We start from the raw sequence: 20,817 nt of genomic DNA on the forward strand, positions 1-20,817 counted from the left end.
CCCTCAGGACTCAGGGAAGAGTTGGATCGAGTTGCCCTCCGCCAGGCGCACCACGGCTTTCTTCACTTGGGCGCGTTTGCCGGCGAAGCGACCCATGCGACGGGAGCGTCGCGGGGGATTCATGGTGCTGATGCCGGTGACCTTGACATCGAAGAGCTGCTCAATGGCGGCCTTGATGTCGGGCTTTGCGGCGCGGTGGTCCACCTCGAAGGTGTACTGGTTGATTTCGAGGGCGCGGGTGGCCTTCTCGGTGATCAGGGGACGGCGGATCACATCCGCCAGGCGTCCTTGAAAACGTTCAGTCATCGCCGTAGACCTCCTGGATGGTTGCGAGAGCTTCCTCGCCCAGCACCAGAGCATTGGCGTGGAGCAGGTCGAAGACGTTCAGCTGATCTGCGGAGATCAACTTGACTTTCTCCAGGTTGCGCACGGAACGGCGCACAACATCGGAGGGGTTCGTCAGAACGATGAGCACCTTGGAGCCGGCAGCAACACCGAGGCGACCCAGAGCATCTGTGATCTCACGGGTCTTGGGGGCCTCCAGCGAAGCACCGAAGTCCTTCACGACGGTCACATCTTCAATGCGAGCCATCAGCGCAGTGCGCAGGGCCAGACGACGCTCCTTGCGGTTCATCGCAAGGTTGTACGTGCGGGGCTTGGGTCCAAAGATGATGCCGCCGCCTGGTTTCAGAGGAGTCCGGATCGATCCCTGACGGGCCCGACCAGTTCCTTTCTGCTTGTAGGGCTTGCGACCACCACCGCGCACTTCTGAGCGGGTGAGGGTGCTGGCGGTTCCTTGGCGTGCATGGGCCTGCTGACGCAGAACTGCCCGATGCATCAGGTCAACGGCGGTGGTCTCTTTGGCCACCTTCAGGTCCAGGGTTGCCTTGCCGGCTTCCTTGCCCTGCCAATCACGAACGACACAACTTGCCATCACTTACCTCCTTTGGCGGGCTTGGCGCCCACGCGCAAGGCCGGGCGGATGTTGAGCAGCGCACCAGGCTTGCCGGGCACGGATCCCTTCACCACAAGCAGGTTGTGCTCGCTGTCCACCTTGAGGATGGTCAGGCCGCGGGTGGTGATTTTCTTGCCGCCGTAGCGACCGGCCATCCGCTTTCCGGGATAGATCCGGCCAGGGGTCGTACCGGCACCGGTCGAACCGGGCTCGCGGTGGTTCTTCGAACCGTGGGTCATTGGACCCCGGCTGAAGCCGTGGCGCTTCTGGTAGCCAGCGAAGCCGCGGCCGACGGTGTCACCGCTGACGTCCACCTTCTGGCCGGCTTCGAAATCGCCGACGGTGATGGCGCCACCGATTTCGAGACCTTCAACGCTGTCGACGCGGTATTCGCGCAGATGACGCAGAAGTCCCTCACCGGATTTGTTGAGGTGACCCTGGGCGGGCTTGTTGATCAGCTTCTCGCGGGTTTCGCCAAAGCCGATCTGCACTGCGGAATAACCGTCAGTGTCGTCGTTTTTGAGTTGGGTGATGCGGCAGGGGCCGGCTTCGATCAAGGTGACCGGAACAGCTCTGCCCTGCTCGTCGAAGAACTGGGACATACCCAGCTTCTTCCCGAGGATGCCGATGGACATGGGTGGGGAGGAAGCGCCAGCGTGGACAACCACCAGGCGGAGTACCGCATGGGGTCAGGTGCTGATCGATTGGACGCAGACGTGGTTCGAAGCGGAACTCCCGAAGGAGTGGATTCGAATGGGCTAGCGAACGATTCAGCGAGGCTGGGACTTGCATCAGCACGAGTGCTTTTGCAGTTTCCCGACGGAGATTTCCGAAGAAAGCTTCCGTACTGGCCTGGGGATTCGACGCAATCGTCGAATCTGTTCTGCCGACTGGAGGCCCGGCTAGCGGACGGGCACAGAAACACAGAACAAACAACGAACTTACAACACCGACCTTCCCTCTCCCCTGATCCCTCTGCCTGCTGCCAGAATCACCTCCAATCCCTGTAGCTGCCATGCCTCTGCTTCTCACCGGTCAGGCATTTCGCCGTGATCTCGAAGCCAATGGCTGTCTGGCGGTGCAGGCTCCGCTCGAAGGCGGTGCAGAAACCCGTCTTTTAAGACGTTTGCGCGGCGCCGGTTACAGCACCCGCATGACATCAGCCCGTGGTCTCGGTGATCCGGAGGTGTTTCTCACCCAGAAGCACGGCATTCGTCCGCCCCATCTCGGCCATCAAAGTGTTGGTCGTGGTGCTGCTGTGGGAGAAGTGCAGGAGGTGGCTCCCCAGCTCGGCGACTTGTTTGAAGGTGATGCTCCTGTGGCTCTCTGGCTGCTGGAAGGCCAGGTGCTCTCGCGCTCCGAACTTCTTTCTCTCTGCGATCTGTGCAAGCGCGAACCGCGTTTACGCATCATCGTGGAGATGGGTGGTGCTCGCAGTCTGAAGTGGGAACCGATGACCACATATTTGAAGGCCTGACGCCTGACGACGCCCTCGTTCAGGGCCGCTGGGTCAAGCTGATCTGTGGGGCAAGCAACCAGGATCTGCCGGCCATTGCCGACCTGACCGCAGTCTTTGCGGCTGTTGGTGTTCATTGCGTTGATGTGGCTGCCGATCCAGCGGTTGCCCTGGCAGCGCGTCGCGGCCTGGACTGGGCTGAGGCGCAAACAGGGCGTCGCCCCTGGCTGATGGTGAGCCTTAGCGATGGCACCGATGCTCACTTCCGCAAGGCCTGGTTCGATCCTGCCCGCTGCCCTGCAAACTGCCCGCGGCCTTGCGAAAGGATTTGTCCGGCGGCAGCGATTCCGCCCGGTGCTGGCATCGACCAGCAGCGTTGCTATGGCTGCGGCCGGTGCCTGCCGGCTTGCCCCCATGGCTTGATCGAGGAGCGCGACCACCGCTTGGCGCCCGAGCAGGTGATCTTCCTGCTCCAATCGATTCAGCCCGATGCTGTGGAGATTCACACCGCATCTGGGCATGACGAGGGCTTCGCAACCCTGATCCAAAGCCTTCAGCAGCACAAGGTTCCCTTGCGGCGCTTGGCTGTGAGCTCTGGCTTGGAGGGCCACGGCGTGAAGGCTGATCAGTTGGCTGATTTGCTTTGGCGTCGCTACTCCCGCCTGCGGCAAGCTGGTTACAGACCCCTCTGGCAGCTGGATGGGCGTCCGATGAGCGGCGATGTGGGGGCTGGCACCGCGCGGGCTGCAGTTCAGCTCTGGCGAGCCATGCGGAGTCTGGCCCCGCCGGGCCCCCTGCAGCTGGCCGGTGGTACCAATGCCGCAACGCTGGAGTTCTTGCGTCCGACGGAGCGGCCGGCTGGCATCGCCTTTGGTGGTGTGGCCCGTCGCTTGCTGATGCCTGTGCTGGATGAGGCGCAAACCCGTGGCCTTGCCCTGTGGCAATGGCCCGAGGGTTGGAAGCGTGCCCTTTCCCTCGCGCGTCCATTGGTTGCGCCATGGCTGCAGCGCTCTTGCTAGAAGGCTGAAACGCGCAGATCCCATGGGCACGCAACGGGTCACCGACGATCTGGATCGCCTTCTCGAGCTCCTGCCGGATCCCGTGCAGGAGCAGTTGCGGCCGGAAGAAGCGCGAGAGCAGTTGCTTGAGGTGGTGCTCGATCTCGGTCGGGTTCCAGAAGCGCGTTATCCAAGCCGTGCCCTGGCGCTGGGTTCAACGCCTTTGTCCCGCGAGGATCTGACGGCCGTGGTGGCCAGGCTCGGTCAGTTCGGTGGCGACAACCGGGCGGGAATCGAACGAACGCTTCACCGGATCAGCGCGATCCGCAACCGTCAGGGTGAGGTCGTCGGTTTGACCTGCCGGGTGGGCCGAGCCGTTTTCGGCACTGTTGCCATGGTGCGGGACCTCCTGGATGGAGGGCAGTCCCTGTTGTTGATGGGCCGCCCGGGTGTGGGCAAGACAACGGCGTTGCGCGAGATCGCCCGGGTGCTTGCCGATGAGCTGGAACGGCGCGTTGTTGTGATCGACACGAGCAATGAGATCGCCGGTGATGGCGACATCCCGCACCCCGCGATTGGTCGGGCCCGCCGCATGCAGGTGGCCAGGCCTGAGCTGCAGCACCAAACCATGATTGAGGCCGTGGAAAACCACATGCCCGAAGTCATCGTGATCGATGAGATCGGCACGGAGCTGGAGGCGCAGGCCGCGCGCACCATCGCTGAACGTGGCGTGGTTCTCGTCGCCACAGCCCACGGCAATGCTTTGGCCAACCTGATCAAGAACCCCACCCTCAGCGATCTGGTGGGAGGGATTCAGGCGGTCACCCTTGGGGATGAGGAGGCCCGGCGGCGGCGCAGTCAGAAAACAGTGTTGGAGCGTGCCGCCGAACCGACGTTTCCGGTGGCGGTTGAAATGCACAGCCGGCAGCGCTGGGCCGTGCACACTGACGTTGCCGCCACCGTGGATCAATTGCTCCGGGGCCTGAAGCCAAGGGTTCAGGAGCGCGAGTTGACGCCTGAGGGGGGTGTTCAGCTGGTGGATCCGCCGCAGGCTTCCGGTTTGCTGCGGCCTCCGTCCCAACGGTCGTTCGCGGATCAGCCGGTTTCCGCTCCCGTGCCCATGCCTGCAGCCAGTGCCCGAGGGGCCAGTGCGGCAGAGGAACCACCTCCGCTGGAGACCAGCGCCGAGCATCTGCAGGTTCTCTGTTGCGGGGTTCAACCTCGTGTTGTGGAGGAGGCCATCCGTTCCCACGGTTGGAAGGCGCGGGTTGTGGAGGACTTGAGTGAGGCCGATGTGGTGTTGAGCGTTCGGCTGGGCCTCAGTCGTCAACCATCACTGCGCCGTCAGGTCAGGGATCTGGGGATCCCGATCCTGGTTATCAAGTCCGACACCCTGCCCCAGGTGACCCGTGCCATGGCCCGTCTTCTGCGCCGTCAGGCCACCGAAACAGCCGCAGAGGTTACCCCGCCGGATCGGGCGTCTCAGGACGATGAATTGGCTGCTCTCGAGGAATGCCGTCTTGCGGTGGAACAGGTGGTGATGCCGCAAGGCAGGCCGGTGGAGTTGCTGCCTCGCAGTGAGCGTGTTCTACGGATGCAGGCTGACCTTGTGCGCCGTTACCGACTGCGCAGTGATGTCTTCGGTGAGGCTGAAATGTCACGCCTGAGGGTTTTCCCCCGCTGATCGGCCGTCGGTTAGTTCGCCCGGTGGATTGACGAAGGGTTGGCTGCTGTGGGTAACTATGTTTACTCCGGTGATCCGCAGGTCGCGGTTCAAACGGATCGATGGGCCGTCGCCAAGTGGTAAGGCAGCGGGTTTTGGTCCCGCCATTCCTAGGTTCGAATCCTAGCGGCCCAGTTTTTGTCCATGAATGATCGCCCCCTCCTGGTCTTCGACTTCGACGGGGTCATCGTTGATGGCATGGCGGAGTACTGGTGGAGTGCCTGGCATGCCTGTCGTCGTCTTGAGGCTGCTCCAGAAGGCTTGACGCCTGATCAGGTGCCTGACGCCTTCCGACAGCTGCGGCCGTTGGTGCATCACGGTTGGGAGATGGTTCTGCTGGCCGCAGAGTTGCCGATGCTGAACCTTCAGGTTTGGCTGCAGTCCTATGGGGAAGCGCAGGCCTCTGCACTGCAACGGCGTGGATGGCGGCCGGAGCAGCTCCAGGCGGCCCTTGATGACGCCAGAGATCAAGCTGTTCGGCAGAACCGTTCCGCCTGGTTGGCGCTGCATCGACCTTTCCCCGGTCTGGTGGAGAGGCTGCAGCAGTTGGAGGCTGAGGGGGTGGACTGGTCTGTTCTGACCACCAAAACCCAGGCCTTCACAGCAGAACTGCTGAACGGCCTTGGCCTGCATCCTTGGCGCTTGGACGGTCGTGAGGCTGGCGCCAAGCCTCAGGTTCTGCTCCAGCTTCAGCAGCAGCGAAGGCTGTGTGGCTTCGTGGAAGACCGCCGGGCGACGCTGGAGGCGGTGCGCTCAACACCAGGGTTGGAACAACTGCCCTGTTTTCTGGTGACTTGGGGCTATCTTCGCCCGCAGGATCAGAGCGGTCTTCCCTCCGGGATTGCCTTGCTCCATCCAGATCGCCTGCGGGCCCCCCTGGCGCAATGGCCCTGATTCGTTACGGTACGCTTGTACTACCTGAGACGATTCGGCGCTTCTGTGGCATTGGATCTCTCGTTCCTTAGTTTCAGGTCCTTCTCATGCCTGCAGATATGAAATCCGGCGCTTCCGATCCCCGCTCCTCCGGCGAGAGGGACAAGGCGCTGAATCTGGTTTTGGGTCAGATCGAGCGCAACTTCGGTAAGGGATCGATCATGCGGTTGGGCGATGCCTCCCGCATGCGGGTGGAGACGATTTCCACCGGTGCGCTGACCCTTGACCTCGCCTTGGGTGGTGGTTATCCGAAGGGTCGTGTGGTTGAGATCTACGGCCCGGAAAGTTCCGGTAAAACCACGCTCACCCTGCATGCGATTGCTGAAGTGCAGAAGCGTGGTGGTGTGGCGGCCTTCGTGGATGCAGAGCATGCCCTGGATCCCGTTTATGCCGCTTCTCTGGGCGTTGACGTCGAGAACCTGCTGGTCTCTCAGCCCGACACCGGTGAGATGGCGCTGGAGATCGTTGATCAACTCGTGCGATCAGCGGCGGTGGACCTGGTCGTTGTCGACTCGGTGGCGGCCCTCACCCCTCGCGCTGAGATCGAAGGTGAGATGGGAGACCTGGCGGTTGGCAGTCAGGCGCGTCTGATGAGCCAGGCGATGCGGAAGATCACCGGCAACATCGGCAAGTCGGGTTGCACCGTCATTTTCCTCAACCAGCTGCGTCTCAAGATTGGTGTGACCTACGGCAATCCAGAGACCACCACTGGAGGCAACGCGCTCAAGTTCTATGCCTCGGTTCGCCTCGACATCCGTCGGATTCAGACCCTCAAGAAGGGAACCGAAGAGTTCGGCATCAGGGCCAAGGTGAAAGTGGCGAAGAACAAGGTGGCGCCACCCTTCCGCATTGCTGAATTCGACATTCTCTTCGGCCGCGGTATCAGCACCCTGGGCTGTCTGCTGGATCTGGCTGAAGAAACGGGTGTTGTTGTCCGCAAGGGCGCCTGGTACAGCTACGAGGGAGACAACATCGGTCAGGGTCGCGACAACACCATCTCCTGGATGGAGGAGAACCCGGACGCAACAGCCACGATCGAAACGTTGGTGCGTCAGAAGCTGACAGAAGGTTCTGAGGTGAAGGCGAATTCGATGCGCCCCCTTGCCGCCGCTGCGAAGACGGCTGCTGCCGATAAGTCGGCTCCGGCCAAGGCCTCAGAGGCGGCGGCCTGATTTCAGGCGGCCTGGGCCAGGGACTGCATGGCGCGGACCTGGCCTTCCTGGGCCAAATCGGCCATCCGCTGCAATTCCTGGATGGCTTCTGCTCCCTCCAGATTCACCAGTTCTCGGCCGTTGCGAGATTCCACCCAGCTGATGCCGAAGTCGGAGACAAGAAAGCGCACCATGTGGCCATCGCCGATGTCAGCCACAAGCGAAGCTCCATGACCATCACGGCCGTCGCCACAGGAATAACAAGTGGCTGTGAAGCCGGCGCTTTGAAGGCTGCTGGCGAGGGCCTGCAGGCTCATCACCAAGTCTTCAACCAAGGATCGGTAGTGCTCGGCGAGGCGCGGAAACATAACTGAGTCTCCATTGAGACCCAGCCTAAAGGTTTTCTTTGGGTTTTGTTTGTTGGTTTGAGCCGGTTGCTCAGGGGGTATCCGCAAGCGTCCACCAACCGGCCGCTGGGCCGATGAAGCGCACCGTGATCCAGAGCACCACCATCCCTCCGATTCCGATCCAGGCGCCGCGGGTGGTCACCGCCATGAACTGCTGCGTCTGATTGCGGGTCAGAGGGAGCCAGGACACCACCCGTGGGGAGGTGTTCACAGCTTTGGTGCTGGCCTTGGGCTGACGAGGGGGTAAGCCCTGGGCAGCCCGGCGGCGTGCTTCTCCCATGCACTTCTGAGCGTTGAAGAGAGGTTAGGTGTTGTTCACTCCGGCAGCAGTCGCTGCAATGGAATCCAAGGTTCCAGTCGATTCAGCACCTGATCACCCCAGCTACGCCCTCGGAGGCGGCCATCGAGAATGGCGAGGCGACCACCACTGCGGCGCAGCGGCGCAATGGCGGCAGGGATAAGGCTCAGGGCCTCCGGCAGCAGCAGGGTGCGGAACCAGTCCTCTCCCTGCTGTTTCAACCGCTCCACCCGAGCCGAGGTGAGCGGATTGTCCAGGCTGGCGATGGGGAGCATGCCAACAATCAGCTGTGCTGGGGCTGGCAGCTGCTCCTGATGCTCCAGCCACCAGTCCCAGTTGCAGGTCACCACGCCATTGCTTTCGGGTGCTGTCGACTCATGCACCACACGGCGTCCAAATTCCGCAGCCAGGGAGCTGGTCAGCTGCCGACGCAGCTGGTTGTCATTGATCAGTACAAGGGTGAGCCCCGCCTGGCCAAGGATGAGCCTTCTGCTCTCCTCCAGGAGATGTTGGGCGTAGATCCGGGTGTTCGGCAGTGGCTGGCGACGCGGGGCATAAACGGGGAGCGGTTCATTCAGCTCCCGTTCCCGCAGTGTCGCCCGCACGTCGGGAACAATGCCGGCCTGTTCAAATTCCAGATCAAGGCTGGCGTTGTCTCCATTGCTGCTGAACATCAGGCAGGGGTGATCCAGCAGCACCCCTCGCAGCAGTTGGAGTGGTTCAAGGGGGGCCAGCTTCCAGCGCCACTGGAGCAGCCGGTGATCCAGTTCAGCCCATTGACTCCACTCAGCCGGGTTGATGATGCGGAGGCTGTGCCACGGTTCAGGGCTGGCTGGTATCAGCTGGAGTAGGTCACGCAGGGCCTGCCCGGCTGAGCCTTCGAGTCGCACGGCGCCATCTGGCCTCGTGGCATCAGCGAACAGCTGCCGGCTCATGCGGTCATGCAGCTCCAGCAATCCGGATTCCGCCTGGGGACAGGCCTGGCGTAGCTCATCCCAGTGCTGATGCTCGATCTCCAAGGTGAGAGCGTTGCGCATCCGCCGACTCAACTGATCCATCTCCGGGATCAGCAGTTGCCTTCGGCCCAAGTGCCCGTCGCGATGGGCCTGAATCAGCTCGCCAACATCCATCAGCCAGAGCTGTGGACCCTCCGGAGGGGTCGCTCCCTGCCAGCAGGGGAGCCTTAGGCCCTGGTTGCGGAGACGGGGCAATTCCAGCTGGAGCAGACGACGGCGCTGGGGGGCCGTCAGAACAAGTGCCCCCGCTTCGGGAGCGAGACACAGCGGCACCAGCAGACCGAGCCACCAGCGTTCGCTGCTGCTGGGGGGGAGCTGAACGAGTGTCGTGTCGCGACGCCTCAGGCTTCGTGCCACCAGCCGGCTCAGGGTCAGGTGGTGGGGCCAGTCCGATTCCTCCTGACGGAGCAGGGTTTTGATCTGGTGGTGGGCCTGGGCTTCCAACATCATCAAACCCTAAGCAGGGTTCCCCTAGCGATTGGTTCATTGCAATCCATCCATCAACATGGCTTCACGACCCTGCGGGAGGGATGGCGGTGCAACCGGGACGTGTGGGGATTGTTGGCCTTGGCTTGATCGGGGGATCCCTTGGTCTGGATCTTCAGGCGCGGGGCTGGACGGTGCAGGGCCTCGTGCATCGCCAGGCCACGGCGGATCGCGCCATGGCCCGAGGGCTGGTGGGAGCGGTGTCGACTGATCCCAGCTGCCTCTCGGATTGCGACCTGGTGATCCTGGCGTTGCCCATTCCCTTGCTGCTGAACCCGCCGGATGAGCTCATTGCCGCGCTCCCTGAAGCAGCGGTGATCACCGATGTCGGTTCGGTCAAGCAGCCTGTGTTGGAGGCTTGGCGCCAACGGCATCCACGCTTTGTGGCCAGTCACCCCATGGCGGGAACAGCTCAGGCGGGCGTTGATGCCGGGGTGGTGGATCTGTTCCGCGGTCGCCCTTGGATCGCGACTCCGGATCAAAAAACAGACCCCGCTGCCCTGGCCCAGGTTCGTGATCTGGCCGTCAGCGTCGGTGGCAGTTGGCTGACGGCCACCGCGTCCCAGCACGACCAGGCTGTGGCGCTGATTTCTCACATGCCGGTGCTGGTGAGTGCTGCACTGCTGCGGGCAGTGGGCGATGAACGGGATCCGGAGATCCGGCAGCTGGCCATGGTGCTGGCGTCCAGTGGCTTTGCCGACACCAGTCGTGTTGGTGGAGGGAATCCCGAGCTGGGGGTGGCGATGGCATCCACGAATAGGGATGCAGTGTTGCGCGGCTTGGCGGCCTACCGCTGGAGCCTGGAGCAGCTCGAAGATGCCGTGCTCCAGCAAAACTGGTCTCAGCTTGAGTTGGAACTGCGTCGAACGCAGACCCTGCGCCCGGATTTTTTGAGGCCATCGGGGGAGGTCAGCTCCGAAAGCTGAGGGGTTGTCCCCGCTCGGCCCTGAGCTGCCGGCAGGCATTGAGGGCTGACAGGCTCACCCCTGCTGTGCCCTCACCCGGATGGAGGCTGTCGCCGCAGAGCCAAAGACCCGGCATGGGCGTTCGTCCTGCGAGGCCGAAGGGGCCGAACCGGCGTGGATGCTGTCCAAGGCCTCCGACGATGCCATTGGGACGGCCCGTCCAGCGGGCGAAGCCCCTTGGTGTTGCCAGTTCAGCATGCAACCAGGCGTCGTCTTCGAGCGACAGCCAGCGGTTCAGCTCGGCTTGGATCAGGTTCAGCATCTCTGTTTTGCGCTGTTGGTACTCCGGCTCCGGCAAGCGGCACCAATCACCTGTTGGGGTGAACACGCTGGCAATCAAGGTGGCCTGCCCCTGGGGCGCACGCCCATCGCCTTCGCGGCTGATGGAGACGAACAGAGGCCCCGGGGATACGCAGCCGCGCTGGAGATGGCCTGGGCAGGGATGTGGGAGTGCATCACGCCGCACCGCTCCGTAGAGCACGAGAGCACCACTCGGTTCATGCAGGTTGTCCAGTCGCTTTCGGTACCCGTTGGGCAGCTGATCCGGTTCGATCAGCTCCAGCAGGCATTGGGGGGGGATGCTGCAGACCACATCCCGGCTGCTGCGTTGGTGTTCCGCGCCCTTGCCGGTGCTGATCGTCACTTGCCAACCGGATGAGCAGGGCTGCAGGTTGGTGACCCGATGCTTCATCAGCACCGTCCCGCCGTCGCGCTCAATGGCGGCCACCAGCTGATTGCTCAACACCTGCATCGATCCCTCCAGATGCCAGAGCCCGAGCGGTGCTTGGGCCATGTGCAGGACGGTTGCGCCGTATAGCGCCGCAGTGCGATCGGCCGGTTCCTGGGAGTAGAGCTTCAGCTGGAGGTCGAGAAAGCGCCGCAGCCGTTGATCGTCACCGCACCCACACAGCTGCAGCAGATCGGCAATGGTCAGACCTGTGAACAGTCCCGATGCCAGCGTTGAGGGCCGCAGGGCCTGCAGCAATGTGCCGAGATCCCAGAGGGAACGCGGTGTCACCACGGGGTCTTCGCTGGCGAACTGCCAGTTGCTGGAATGCAACTGATGGCAAAGGCTCCAGAAGCGGTGGCTGCCTGGAAATTGACGCTCACGTTCAGCGGCCCAGGCTTCGGGGTCATGCCAGAGCGAAATGGGAGGGGACCCATCGCCTAGGTCGACCACACAACCTGGGTCCAGAAGCTCTGCGCTGGGCAGAGGCATGTTCAGATGCTTCAGCAGTCGCGCATGACTGCCTCCGGGCTCCAACCCAGCCACCTGGGTCGCCCCAACATCGAACACCCATGGACCACGCCGGAACGTTCCGGCACATCCCCCCGGTTGTTGATGCGCTTCCAGCAGCGTGACGTCGACGCCGTCGCGGGCCAGCAGTGCCGCTGCCGTTAAGCCAGCGATCCCGCCGCCCACCACGATCACGCTGGAATCGCTCACGACGCCCTGAAGAATCGGGTCATGCTGGCAAGACAGGGGGCCTGCTGAGGATGAACAGCGAACTGCGCCGGGATCTCACCGCGGAAGAAGGGCCGTTGGCGGGGGCTGTGATCACGGATGTCTCCCCCGTGGGTGGGGGCTGCATCCATCAGGCCTGGAAACTTCGCCTCGGTGATGGCCAGGTGTTGTTCGCCAAAAGCGGTGGCGCCAGCGCGCTGCAGCTGTTTGAGGTGGAGGCGGAGGCCCTTGAGGCCCTGCATGTCCAAGCCGATGCCTCGTTCCTGGTTGTGCCGCAGCCCATCGCCCTGGCGGCACTGCCCCATGGTGCGGTGCTGTTGTTGCCCTGGTTGGATTGCGGTGGCAACGACCAAACAGCCCTCGGTCGGGGTTTGGCACTGCTGCATCAGGCGTCGATGGCCTCCAGCCCAGCTCGTTTCGGCTGGCACCGTGACGGCTTCATTGGCGCTGGACCTCAACCTGGGGGGTGGCGCGATGACTGGGGATCGGCCTTCGTGGAGCTCAGGCTGCGCCCGCAACTGGAAGCCCTTGATTGTTTTGCAGCAGGATTCAACGGACCTCAATCCGTTGTTGCTGCGCCTCGCCGAGCATCTGAACGAGCATCAACCACACCCGGCCTTGGTGCACGGCGATCTCTGGGGTGGGAATGCCGCCAGCCTGAGCGATGGACGAGGGAGCATTTTTGATCCCGCAAGCTGGTGGGCTGATCGGGAAGTAGATCTGGCCATGACCCGGCTTTTTGGCGGCTTCAGCGAAAACTTCAGGTCGGCCTATCGGGACGTGCTGCCCGATGCTCCTGGAGCTGACGGTCGGGTGGAGATCTACAACCTCTACCACCTGCTCAACCACGCCAATTTGTTTGGGGGGAGTTATCTGAGCCAATGCCGAGCCAGTCTCAGAGAACTGGCTCGGCGGGTTTGAGCATCAGCCCAGGTACTCCTTGCGTAGGGTTTGAACACGCTGCACCAGGGCATTGCGCTTGTCGCTGGTGGTGAGGTTCTTCCAGCTCCACTGACCCACCACAACCACGCCGAGCAGTTCAAGCAGCCCTGGAACGATCGGCAGCAGATTGATCGTGTCGAGGATGCCCTTGATCAGGATCTGAGCAATGATCACGGCCGCAAAGATGCCGACGATCTTGCCGATCCGTCCCATCTGACTCCAGTCGACCTGATCGAGCGTGTCGTTCACCTTGCCGAGAACGTCGCTGTAGCGCTCAGCAAAGGAGGTGGTGTCCTCCTGAGCAGGAGCGTCGACGGGTGTCGTCACGGTTGTGGCGGCATCCTTTACTTCAGTGGTGGCGTCACTCATGAGAACGACTAAATCTTTCACAATTTCAGCTGAGCGTATCGGTGCGACGCGGTCTATGCCATCCGTGCTGCAAATTGATCACCGATGCCACACGGATCTGCGCCGCATTTTATTGGCGCCCCATCCTGAAGAAGGCTGTGCCTTGCTGCTGGGACAACGGACGAATTCAGGGTGTTTGAGGGTGACCACGACCTGGCCCTGTTGCAACGTCTGGGGACGGGGGGCATCAGGCCATCGGCCCGTTCACGACCGTTGCAGACGGTTTCTGGTGGATCCGAGGGAGCAGTTGGCCGCCCAGAGATGGGCCCGGGATCGCTATCAACATTGTCTTGGCGTAGCTCACTCCCATCCGGCATCCGAGCCCTCGCCCTCGCCCCATGATCGGCAGTGGGGGGAGGCGGAGAGTGTGATGCTGATTCTTTCTGCGTCGCTTGGCCTGCGGGCCTGGTGGCTGCATGGTGACCGCAGCGTGGATGAAATCCCGATTCAGCTCTGGGACACTCACAACGATGCATGACCAACCGATGCTGAGTGCTGATGAGCGGGGGCGTTACGCCCGCCATCTGATTCTTCCTGAGGTTGGTCCGGCCGGTCAGCTCCGGTTGAGATCTGCTTCTGTGCTGTGTGTTGGCAGTGGAGGGCTGGGATCTCCCCTGCTGCTGTACCTGGCCGCGGCAGGCGTGGGCCGCATTGGAATCGTGGATGGAGATGTGGTGGAGCTCTCCAATCTCCAGCGCCAGGTGATCCACAGCTCCAGCGGGGTTGGCGGCTCCAAGGCCCGCTCAGCCGCAGCACGGATCCACGACCTCAACCCTCACTGCCAGGTGGAGGTGCATGAACACATGCTTGATGTGGGCAATGCCCTGGACCTCATCGCTCACTACGACCTGGTCTGTGACGGCACCGATAACTTCCCCAGCCGGTATCTGATCAACGACGCCTGTGTGTTGCTTGGCAAGCCCCTCGTCTATGGCTCCGTGCAGCGCTTCGACGGCCAGGTGAGCGTGTTCAACCGCACGACGACGAGCCCCAATTACCGAGATCTGCTGCCGGAACCACCTTCGCCGGACGCTGTTCCGTCCTGCTCGGAGGCTGGGGTAATGGGTGTGATGCCGGGACTGATCGGTCTGCTTCAGGCCACCGAAGCGATCAAACTGATTACAGGCATTGGTGAGTGCCTGGACGGTCGGCTGTTGGTGGTTGATGCCCTGGCGATGCGATTTCGCGAACTCACCCTCCGCGTTGATCCCGACCGACCGAAGGTCGAGAGACTGATTGACTACCGCCAGTACTGCCGTCCGGCGTTATCGGAGATGGAATCCATCACTGTCATGGAGCTGAAGGCCCTGCTCGACTCCGCTCCAGACGAGATTGCGCTGGTTGATGTGCGCAATCCTGCTGAAGCAGAGGTGGCTTCGATTGAAGGAAGCCACTTGGTTCCGTTGGCCTCGCTGGAGAGTGGAGAGGCGATCGATCGAGTTCGTGCAATGGCCGAGGGACGGCGCCTTTTGGTGCACTGCAAGCTCGGGGGGCGCTCTGCCAGGGCCGTTGAGCTGTTGGCTCAGCACGGCATCGCGGCAACGAATATGACCGGTGGAATTGATGCCTGGTCTCAGCAGGTGGATCCTGCAATCCCTCGCTACTAAACCCAGGGTTAGTAATCCACCCCTCGCTTCAGGTCGATGCCCTGTTCGGCGTAAGCAGTAGAGCTAAGCCACGACAGCCTTTTCAGGCTAATCGTGACACTGAATACAAACTCAGTACAAACTCTGACTTGTCTTCTGGCAGTTCGTCAGGAGCTTGGTCGCGCCGAAAATCGCTGAGAAGGCCAAGGCCCTGAACGGCAAAGGCGTGGTCTTCTCCTAAATGTGCGAGCCGCAGAAGTTCTATTTCCGCAACTATTGAGGGAGGAGAGTGATGCAGTTGTTGCCTATAGATTAGAGCGGAACAGAATGAGCTTTCCACATCTTTATTGATTTAAATTAGATGACAGTTAGGATCTTGCGTGATCTTTGGCAATCATCTCAGCATTGATCAAAATAATGTCACGTCATTGGATTGCCATACCAAGCAATACCTTCATTTAGCCAATTTGTATCCTGATCCAAAAGGCTTTGTTCGTAAGTACTGGTTGAGTAAAGATGGCTACCAGTTCCTTGATTGAGATATCGAACAACAGCAACCGCATTGTCAATGTATTCAATTGCATTATAAGCGGTAAAAGCTTTTCCCTCATATTGCCAGCCTGCATCAACTAGTCCCTGGTTGTTGATAATAAGATCTCTTTCGCTCGAAAGAGCCGTATAAAAGTGTCGATTTTCTGAAGATACATAAAAACGAAAGATATCAGCTGTTGCTACCCCAGGCTCGTAGTAGACAGTACCTTCGTTCTTCCATCCGCTGCTCGTCAATATATCTATTTCATTCTGATTAGACGAAAACAAATGCTTGCCTTCAGAAGTGTTATGAAGCCTACTAACAGGACTAACAGTTCTTTTGTTTATTTGAGCACCAGAGGTAAGCCAAGAGAGATCAAATGTTGACTGAGCTGGAATACTAATGGAATGCAAGTTATCATTATACCTAAACGCATCGTCTCCAATTGATGTCACGCTGTCAGGAATATCTATTGTGATTAGATTAGTATCATAAAATGGACCATATCCAATAGAGGTAACGGTATTGGATATATTTACGCTAATCAATGGATTGCCAGAAAAAGCATATTGGGGAATTGATGTGATGCCATGAGGAATTTTTACACTGAAAAGATTATTATTGCTGAACGCAAATCTTCCAATTGATGTTACGCTATTTGGAATGTCTACGGTGTACAAATCATTACTTTCAAAGGCGGACTCGCCTATCATTGTAATGCTTTCGGGAATACTAACGCTTACTAAGCCCTTGCCAGAAAATGCTTTATCAGCTATTGAAGTATAAATCTCAGGTATTACTACATTTAATCCCAGCTCATCTATTAACGACTGGGCTAACTCCTTGGTTAGCACCTTTGGCGCTATATCAAGAGACGTGACGACAGTGGGAGGGATTCGGTCAACAAAAGTTGAAGATGATGTGGATGTTCTATGAATAATTTGAGCATTATATGGAAGCGCTTGAAGATTAAATAATGGATTCTGAGGAACATTAATAGTTTGTGCTTCGGTTACATAGCTCCAAGCAACACTGGGGAATACATGATTAGGCAATGAAGTCAAGCTATCCGGAAGACTTATATTCTTTACATTGTTTTCATAGAAAGCATACATATCAATGAAGACAACTGAATTTGGAATGTTGATTTCTCGCAGAGAATTTGAATAAAAAGCGTTTGTGCCAATACTAATCAAGCCCTCAGCAAACTCTACAGATGTAAGAACGTTTGCATAAAAAGCAGACCCATCAATATGCTTTACGCTACTCGGTATTGACACGCTTACAAGCTGATTTGCATAAAATGCATTACGACCTATGACTGTTATACTTTCGGGGATAACAACACTTTTGATGCCTTTTCCGCTGAATGCATTTTTACCAATTACAGCATAAGTATTAGGAATCACGATATCCAGCCCTTGCTCATCGATCAGCGCTTGAGCCAGAGATTGCGTAAGGACTGTCAAAAGAAAAATTCACTCTAATCAATTCTACTTGCCAATAAGATTCAACAGAAAAATTCAATGATTGGTTAGCATTCTACTGCATATGCCTGTGTTGATTTGAGCATAAATTAAATGCACTTTGTTCAATGCTGATAATTAACGGCGTAGCAAAAGTGCTTTGCATGGCTTGGTTCAATCCGAGCGAGTTCGTGCATGCAAACTTCTCCTCAGATTGATTGGTGTGACTGTGGTGTGGTGACTATCGCGGATAGGTGGTGACCCAGGTTCTCCATAGGTCGCGGCTTTATGCAATGCCATCACGCGCCTGTCACGTGCGATCTGTCTTTGGATTGTGTTGAGACTTATCGGTATACAAACTTCGTGCAAACCTTGTCTATAACTCAATAGTCCACGCCACGCTTGAGATCCACTCCTTGTTCGGCGTAGTGCTTGTGGCACACCATTTCGGAATGGATGCTTGCCAAATCGAAGTAAGCGGGTTGGTTTTTGCAGCGCCCCGTGATGATCACCTCGGTTTCCGCCGGTTTGCGCAGCAGGGTTTGCAGGATCGGTTCGACGGGCAGCAGCTCCAAGTCGACTGTGGGGTTCAACTCATCGAGGATCACGGTTTTGTAGAGGCCGCTTGAGATGGCTGCCCGTGCGATCTCCCAGGCCCGCTCGGCTTCCACGTAATCAATCGGCTCCTGCTGGCCCCGCCAGACGATGGCATCGCGGCCGGAGCGGAGGTGGTCCACCAAATGGGGATAGCTCTCGCGTAGGGCGGCGATGGCTGCATCTTCGGTGTAACCGCTGCCGCCTTTGAGCCACTGCAGGATCAAGACCCGATGGCTCTTGTCCTGGCTGATGCCCCGCCCGATGGCCTGCAGCGCTTTGCCCAGCGCACTGGTTGATTTGCCTTTGCCTTCACCGGTGTAGATCTCAATACCGCTACTCACATTGAGAGGCACCACCCGGTTGTCGTTCATGCCCGGACGGCGATGGGCCCGCATCTCGGAGTGGAGGTCGGCCTCACGCACCAAGGGGGCCGGTGCGGCGCGACCGGTGACGATGATCTCCATCCCCTCCGGCCGGTTGCTGAGGGTGCGCACCACGTCCTCTAGGTCCAGCAGGCCGAGATCGAGCACAGGATTCAGCTCGTCCAGAACCACCACCGAGTAGAGGGCACTGGCGATTGCGCCCTTGGCAATCACCCAGCCCCGCTGGGCTTCATCCCGGTCGAATCGCGTGGCTTCGTCGGCAGTGAAGTGATCGGCCCGTCCGGTGCGCAGGTGGTCGATCAGATGGGGGAAACCCTGCTGCAAGGCCTCGATGGCCGCATCCTCGTCGTAGGCCCGGCCTGGGCCTTTGAGAAAGCGCAACAGCAGCACTCGGGTCTGTCGTTGCTCGCAGATGCCGAGGCCGATGGTGCGCAGCACTACACCAAGGGCTGCCTGGCTTTTGCCCTTGCCCTCGCCGTCATAGATGTGCAGCTGTCCGTGGCTGCGCTCGCGGCTGTCCGCTGCGGTGACAATGCCGATGCTTCGAGGCATGGGGACAGCTCTTACCGTTGGAGCCTACCTAGCTCAACTGGTTTTCCCCGCTGATGTTTCGGTTGCAGGAGCCTTTGGCGGATCGAGAGCAGCAGCTGCTGGCGGACCTGCGGCAGTGGATGGCGGGGCAATCTGCCCTGTGTGTGGCCTATTCCGGTGGAGTCGACAGCACCCTTGTTGCCGCGATGGCCTACGAAGCCAAGGGCGATGCCGCCCTTGCGGTAACGGGGGTCTCTCCGGCCCTGGCACCGCATCTGTTGCGGGAAGCGCGTGATCAAGCTTCCTGGATCGGCATCCCGCATCGGGAGTGTGCAACGGCCGAGTTGAACGACCCGGACTACAGCAACAACCCCGTGGATCGCTGCTTTGCCTGCAAGCGTGAACTGCACCAGCACCTTCAACCCATTGCTGCGGCTGCGGGAGATGCCTTGGTGATTGATGGGGTCAATCTTGATGACCTCGGTGATCACCGGCCCGGCATTAATGCGGCCCGACAAGCGGGGGTTCGCTCCCCCCTGGCCGAACTGTTAATCGACAAAGCAGCCATCCGTGCCTTGTCGCGGGGCCTTGGTTTTCCCTGGTGGGATAAACCGGCGCAGCCCTGCCTGGCCTCCCGCTTCCCCTATGGCGAAAGTATCAGCGCCGAGCGGTTGAAGCGGGTGGGTCAGGCGGAAGCCTGGTTGATCGCTAGGGGCTTCAGCACCGTTCGTGTGCGGTCACACGGGTTGGCAGCACGGATTGAGGTTCCCCGTGAGCAGATCCGCGCTGTGCTCTTGCTTGCGGAGAGTGAACCTCTAGTGGAGGCCTTTCGCTGCCTTGGTTTCACCTCCGTCAACCTGGATCTTGAAGGTCTGGTCAGCGGCAAATTGAACCGCCGCTGATCTCGCCTGGGCCGGTTCAGTTAGGGCGCTGGCTTGGCGTTTCCACAGGTTCTCTCACCCCGGTGGCAATGGCCGCAGGTGTTTCACGAAGAAAGCTTTTCAGCGCGTGCCGTTTCGCTTGAAGCTCACTGCAGAGAATGGCGCAGGCCTGTTCCGGCATGGTGTGGTCACCACAGGTGAAAACATCAACAGCGGCGTAGCCGGATTCCGGCCAGGTGTGGATGGAAATGTGGGATTCCGCCAGCAGGGCCAGGCCTGTGACGCCCTGGGGTTGAAATTGATGGGTGATCAGGTTCAGCAGCGTCGCACCAGCACCTTTGGCTGCTGAGGTGATCGTTGTGCGGATGAATGCTTCGTCGTCGAGCCGGCTCGGGTCGCAGTCGTAGAGCTCGAGAATGCAGTGTTTGCCGACCATGTCGGTGGCATGAATCTCAGGTGCCCCCCATCCCGGGTTGGGATGCAGTTCAGAGAGGGTCTGCTCCATCAGGTGATGAGAGAAAAAAGGGTCCGCCACCTTATCTGATCTTCAGGTCGGGTCTCAGGTCTCTTGCTCCGAGAATTTGGGCCTGCTGCTGCCATCCGCCGCCAAAGCCCTCGAGGTGGGTGGCACTCACCAGGCATTGATGCGATTCCCCCACGGCCTCAAGCAGAAGCTGCTGACGGGTTGGATCCAGTTCGGCGAGCACATCATCAAGAAGCAGCAAAGGAGGCTCCCCGCAGAGCTGGGTCACCAGCTCCAGTTCGGCGAGCTTCAGGCCCAGCACCAGCGACCGCTGCTGGCCTGCGGAGCCAAACTGTCGTGCCGGGCTGCCCCCCAGCAGCAGGGCTATCTCATCGCGGTGCGGGCCCACGCGGCAGCTGCCGAGCCGTTCCTCCTCTCCCCGCTGCTGGCGCAGTTGCTCCTCGATGGCGAGTCTCCAGGGTTCTTCGGCATCCTCCCCGTCGAGCTTGCTGCCGGGTTTGTAGTGCAGTTCCAAGGCTTCTGTGCCCCCGCTGAGGTGGGCCTGCCAGCGTTGGGCGATCGGTTCCAACCGATGCAGGGCCCGTTGCCGTCGCCGGTGAATTCGGGTGCTCACCAGCGCCATCTGAACATCAAAGGCATCGAGTAGCGCATGGCGTTCGCCACTGGAGACCTGCCTCTGGCGCCAGAGCTGGCTGCGCTGCCGCAGCAACCGGTTCAGCCGCGCCATCAGATCGGCATACACCGGTTCGAGCTGCAGCACGACGCGGTCCAGCCACTGGCGGCGTAAGGCGGGTTCGCCCCGCACCAGATCAAGATCCAGGGCGCTGAAGCCAATGCAGCGCAGTGGACCAATCAGGTCCAGCTGCCGATCGAGCAGCTTGCCGTTCCTTTTGGCCTGACGGCCTCCATGGCGGCGCAGTTTCAGTTCCAGACGATCCCCACCCCCCACGTCGGCCCGGATCAGGGCCTCTGGAGCGTCCCACTGGATCAGATCGCGATCGTTACTGCAGCGATGGGAGCGCAGGCTGCCCAGCAGCTCAACCGCTTCGAGCAGGTTGGACTTGCCAATGCCATTGGGCCCGATCACCAAAAGGCGTGGCTGCCTCAGTTCCAGCTGCAGAACGGTGTGGTTCCGGAAGCCCTGCAGTTGGAGC

The 20,817-nt window shown here is 60.0% G+C and carries 20 protein-coding genes, 1 tRNA gene and 2 pseudogenes; 11 read left to right on the forward strand and 12 right to left on the reverse strand.

Annotation, left to right across the window (positions count from 1 at the left end):
• Nucleotides 1-3: 3 nt before the first annotated feature.
• The 3 genes from Syncc8109_RS01725 to rplC are packed head-to-tail and all read right to left on the reverse strand — an operon-like array spanning nt 4 to nt 1,590.
• Nucleotides 4-306, reverse strand: coding sequence for a 50S ribosomal protein L23 (locus Syncc8109_RS01725; protein ID WP_006850625.1), 303 nt, complete (start codon nt 304-306; stop codon nt 4-6).
• On the reverse strand, nt 299-934 hold the full coding sequence (gene rplD, locus Syncc8109_RS01730; RefSeq protein ID WP_006851544.1) for a 50S ribosomal protein L4: 636 nt from the start codon (nt 932-934) through the stop codon (nt 299-301). Before rplD ends, Syncc8109_RS01725 begins: the two co-directional genes overlap by 8 nt.
• On the reverse strand, nt 934-1,590 hold the full coding sequence (rplC, locus tag Syncc8109_RS01735) for a 50S ribosomal protein L3 (protein WP_025362061.1): 657 nt from the start codon (nt 1,588-1,590) through the stop codon (nt 934-936). Before rplC ends, rplD begins: the two co-directional genes overlap by 1 nt.
• Before the next feature lie 380 nt (nt 1,591-1,970).
• Here rplC and Syncc8109_RS01740 point away from each other — a divergent pair, with 380 nt between their 5' ends.
• The 6 genes from Syncc8109_RS01740 to recA all read left to right on the forward strand — a co-directional run bounded on the left by Syncc8109_RS01740 (nt 1,971) and on the right by recA (nt 7,237).
• Nucleotides 1,971-2,432 (forward strand): NAD(P)H-quinone oxidoreductase subunit N, encoded by a 462-nt coding sequence (locus Syncc8109_RS01740; RefSeq protein WP_006850745.1) that lies wholly within the window; start codon nt 1,971-1,973, stop codon nt 2,430-2,432.
• On the forward strand, nt 2,399-3,430 hold the full coding sequence (locus Syncc8109_RS01745) for an LdpA C-terminal domain-containing domain (RefSeq protein ID WP_006850133.1): 1,032 nt from the start codon (nt 2,399-2,401) through the stop codon (nt 3,428-3,430). The genes Syncc8109_RS01740 and Syncc8109_RS01745 overlap by 34 nt, the downstream gene beginning before the upstream one ends.
• 22 nt (nt 3,431-3,452) lie before the next feature.
• Nucleotides 3,453-5,093: an AAA family ATPase gene (locus Syncc8109_RS01750; protein ID WP_006851859.1), complete on the forward strand. Its 1,641-nt coding sequence runs from the start codon at nt 3,453-3,455 to the stop codon at nt 5,091-5,093.
• 102 nt (nt 5,094-5,195) lie between these two features.
• A tRNA-Gln gene (locus tag Syncc8109_RS01755) sits at nt 5,196-5,267 on the forward strand.
• A gap of 9 nt (nt 5,268-5,276) precedes the next feature.
• The gene (locus tag Syncc8109_RS01760; RefSeq protein ID WP_006850422.1) at nt 5,277-6,026 is read left to right on the forward strand and encodes an HAD family hydrolase; all 750 of its coding nucleotides are present in this window, start codon (nt 5,277-5,279) and stop codon (nt 6,024-6,026) included.
• An 86-nt stretch (nt 6,027-6,112) separates the two neighbouring features.
• Nucleotides 6,113-7,237, forward strand: coding sequence for a recombinase RecA (recA, locus tag Syncc8109_RS01765; protein WP_025362062.1), 1,125 nt, complete (start codon nt 6,113-6,115; stop codon nt 7,235-7,237).
• 2 nt (nt 7,238-7,239) lie between these two features.
• Here the strand turns inward: recA and Syncc8109_RS01770 are convergent, their stop codons facing one another.
• From Syncc8109_RS01770 to Syncc8109_RS01780, 3 genes are all read right to left on the reverse strand, one after another.
• Nucleotides 7,240-7,584: a DUF1815 family protein gene (locus tag Syncc8109_RS01770; RefSeq protein ID WP_025362063.1), complete on the reverse strand. Its 345-nt coding sequence runs from the start codon at nt 7,582-7,584 to the stop codon at nt 7,240-7,242.
• A gap of 70 nt (nt 7,585-7,654) precedes the next feature.
• Nucleotides 7,655-7,903 (reverse strand): DUF2839 domain-containing protein, encoded by a 249-nt coding sequence (locus tag Syncc8109_RS01775; protein WP_006850853.1) that lies wholly within the window; start codon nt 7,901-7,903, stop codon nt 7,655-7,657.
• Between the two features lie 35 nt (nt 7,904-7,938).
• A complete protein-coding gene (locus Syncc8109_RS01780; protein ID WP_025362064.1) occupies nt 7,939-9,384 on the reverse strand; it encodes a helicase in 1,446 nt (481 codons plus the stop codon).
• 83 nt (nt 9,385-9,467) lie between these two features.
• Here Syncc8109_RS01780 and Syncc8109_RS01785 point away from each other — a divergent pair, with 83 nt between their 5' ends.
• A complete protein-coding gene (locus tag Syncc8109_RS01785; RefSeq protein ID WP_006849946.1) occupies nt 9,468-10,349 on the forward strand; it encodes a prephenate/arogenate dehydrogenase in 882 nt (293 codons plus the stop codon).
• Here the strand turns inward: Syncc8109_RS01785 and crtD are convergent.
• The gene (crtD, locus tag Syncc8109_RS01790) at nt 10,333-11,835 is read right to left on the reverse strand and encodes a C-3',4' desaturase CrtD (protein WP_006850536.1); all 1,503 of its coding nucleotides are present in this window, start codon (nt 11,833-11,835) and stop codon (nt 10,333-10,335) included. The genes Syncc8109_RS01785 and crtD overlap by 17 nt on opposite strands.
• Nucleotides 11,836-11,885: 50 nt before the next feature.
• On the opposite strand from crtD, the pseudogene Syncc8109_RS01795 reads away from it, so the two are divergent.
• Nucleotides 11,886-12,774 (forward strand): annotated as a pseudogene (locus Syncc8109_RS01795) (fructosamine kinase family protein).
• 3 nt (nt 12,775-12,777) lie between these two features.
• Here the strand turns inward: Syncc8109_RS01795 and Syncc8109_RS01800 are convergent.
• Nucleotides 12,778-13,164, reverse strand: coding sequence for a CAAD domain-containing protein (locus Syncc8109_RS01800; protein ID WP_006850129.1), 387 nt, complete (start codon nt 13,162-13,164; stop codon nt 12,778-12,780).
• 55 nt (nt 13,165-13,219) lie between these two features.
• On the opposite strand from Syncc8109_RS01800, the pseudogene Syncc8109_RS11460 reads away from it, so the two are divergent.
• Together Syncc8109_RS11460 and moeB are read left to right on the forward strand one after the other, a co-directional pair.
• A pseudogene (locus Syncc8109_RS11460) lies at nt 13,220-13,558 on the forward strand (M67 family metallopeptidase); the annotation flags it as partial.
• Nucleotides 13,559-13,673: 115 nt separating this feature from the next.
• Entirely contained in the window at nt 13,674-14,810 is a 1,137-nt protein-coding gene (gene moeB / locus Syncc8109_RS01810) for a molybdopterin-synthase adenylyltransferase MoeB (RefSeq protein WP_006851262.1), read from the forward strand.
• Nucleotides 14,811-15,209: 399 nt separating this feature from the next.
• Here moeB and Syncc8109_RS11465 read toward each other — a convergent pair whose 3' ends face one another.
• Complete coding sequence (locus Syncc8109_RS11465; RefSeq protein WP_071823029.1) at nt 15,210-16,790, reverse strand: leucine-rich repeat domain-containing protein; 1,581 nt, start codon at nt 16,788-16,790, stop codon at nt 15,210-15,212.
• 380 nt (nt 16,791-17,170) lie between these two features.
• Complete coding sequence (locus tag Syncc8109_RS01815) at nt 17,171-18,319, reverse strand: cob(I)yrinic acid a,c-diamide adenosyltransferase (RefSeq protein WP_006850078.1); 1,149 nt, start codon at nt 18,317-18,319, stop codon at nt 17,171-17,173.
• 53 nt (nt 18,320-18,372) lie between these two features.
• Here Syncc8109_RS01815 and larE point away from each other — a divergent pair, with 53 nt between their 5' ends.
• Nucleotides 18,373-19,200, forward strand: a complete 828-nt coding sequence (gene larE, locus Syncc8109_RS01820) for an ATP-dependent sacrificial sulfur transferase LarE (protein WP_006851138.1) — start codon at nt 18,373-18,375, stop codon at nt 19,198-19,200.
• A 16-nt stretch (nt 19,201-19,216) separates the two neighbouring features.
• Here larE and speD read toward each other — a convergent pair whose 3' ends face one another.
• Nucleotides 19,217-19,684 (reverse strand): adenosylmethionine decarboxylase, encoded by a 468-nt coding sequence (speD, locus tag Syncc8109_RS01825; protein ID WP_025362065.1) that lies wholly within the window; start codon nt 19,682-19,684, stop codon nt 19,217-19,219.
• A 31-nt stretch (nt 19,685-19,715) separates the two neighbouring features.
• Complete coding sequence (gene recF, locus Syncc8109_RS01830; protein ID WP_025362066.1) at nt 19,716-20,810, reverse strand: DNA replication/repair protein RecF; 1,095 nt, start codon at nt 20,808-20,810, stop codon at nt 19,716-19,718.
• Between the last annotated feature and the right edge of the window lie 7 nt (nt 20,811-20,817).

The organism is Synechococcus sp. WH 8109 (genome assembly GCF_000161795.2).
In the GTDB taxonomy this organism is placed as follows: Bacteria; Cyanobacteriota; Cyanobacteriia; order PCC-6307; family Cyanobiaceae; genus Parasynechococcus.

Excerpts from the sequence above, each read along its gene's own strand:
- Syncc8109_RS01725 (WP_006850625.1), bottom strand. The coding sequence starts at position 306 with ATGACTGAACGTTTTCAAGGACGCCTGGCGGATGTGATCCGCCGTCCC.
- rplD (WP_006851544.1), bottom strand. The coding sequence starts at position 934 with ATGGCAAGTTGTGTCGTTCGTGATTGGCAGGGCAAGGAAGCCGGCAAG.
- rplC (WP_025362061.1), bottom strand. The coding sequence starts at position 1,590 with ATGTCCATCGGCATCCTCGGGAAGAAGCTGGGTATGTCCCAGTTCTTC.
- Syncc8109_RS01740 (WP_006850745.1), top strand. The coding sequence starts at position 1,971 with ATGCCTCTGCTTCTCACCGGTCAGGCATTTCGCCGTGATCTCGAAGCC.
- Syncc8109_RS01750 (WP_006851859.1), top strand. The coding sequence starts at position 3,453 with ATGGGCACGCAACGGGTCACCGACGATCTGGATCGCCTTCTCGAGCTC.
- Syncc8109_RS01760 (WP_006850422.1), top strand. The coding sequence starts at position 5,277 with ATGAATGATCGCCCCCTCCTGGTCTTCGACTTCGACGGGGTCATCGTT.
- recA (WP_025362062.1), top strand. The coding sequence starts at position 6,113 with ATGCCTGCAGATATGAAATCCGGCGCTTCCGATCCCCGCTCCTCCGGC.
- Syncc8109_RS01770 (WP_025362063.1), bottom strand. The coding sequence starts at position 7,584 with ATGTTTCCGCGCCTCGCCGAGCACTACCGATCCTTGGTTGAAGACTTG.
- Syncc8109_RS01775 (WP_006850853.1), bottom strand. The coding sequence starts at position 7,903 with ATGGGAGAAGCACGCCGCCGGGCTGCCCAGGGCTTACCCCCTCGTCAG.
- Syncc8109_RS01780 (WP_025362064.1), bottom strand. The coding sequence starts at position 9,384 with ATGTTGGAAGCCCAGGCCCACCACCAGATCAAAACCCTGCTCCGTCAG.
- Syncc8109_RS01785 (WP_006849946.1), top strand. The coding sequence starts at position 9,468 with ATGGCGGTGCAACCGGGACGTGTGGGGATTGTTGGCCTTGGCTTGATC.
- Syncc8109_RS01800 (WP_006850129.1), bottom strand. The coding sequence starts at position 13,164 with ATGAGTGACGCCACCACTGAAGTAAAGGATGCCGCCACAACCGTGACG.
- moeB (WP_006851262.1), top strand. The coding sequence starts at position 13,674 with ATGCATGACCAACCGATGCTGAGTGCTGATGAGCGGGGGCGTTACGCC.
- Syncc8109_RS01815 (WP_006850078.1), bottom strand. The coding sequence starts at position 18,319 with ATGCCTCGAAGCATCGGCATTGTCACCGCAGCGGACAGCCGCGAGCGC.
- larE (WP_006851138.1), top strand. The coding sequence starts at position 18,373 with ATGTTTCGGTTGCAGGAGCCTTTGGCGGATCGAGAGCAGCAGCTGCTG.
- speD (WP_025362065.1), bottom strand. The coding sequence starts at position 19,684 with ATGGAGCAGACCCTCTCTGAACTGCATCCCAACCCGGGATGGGGGGCA.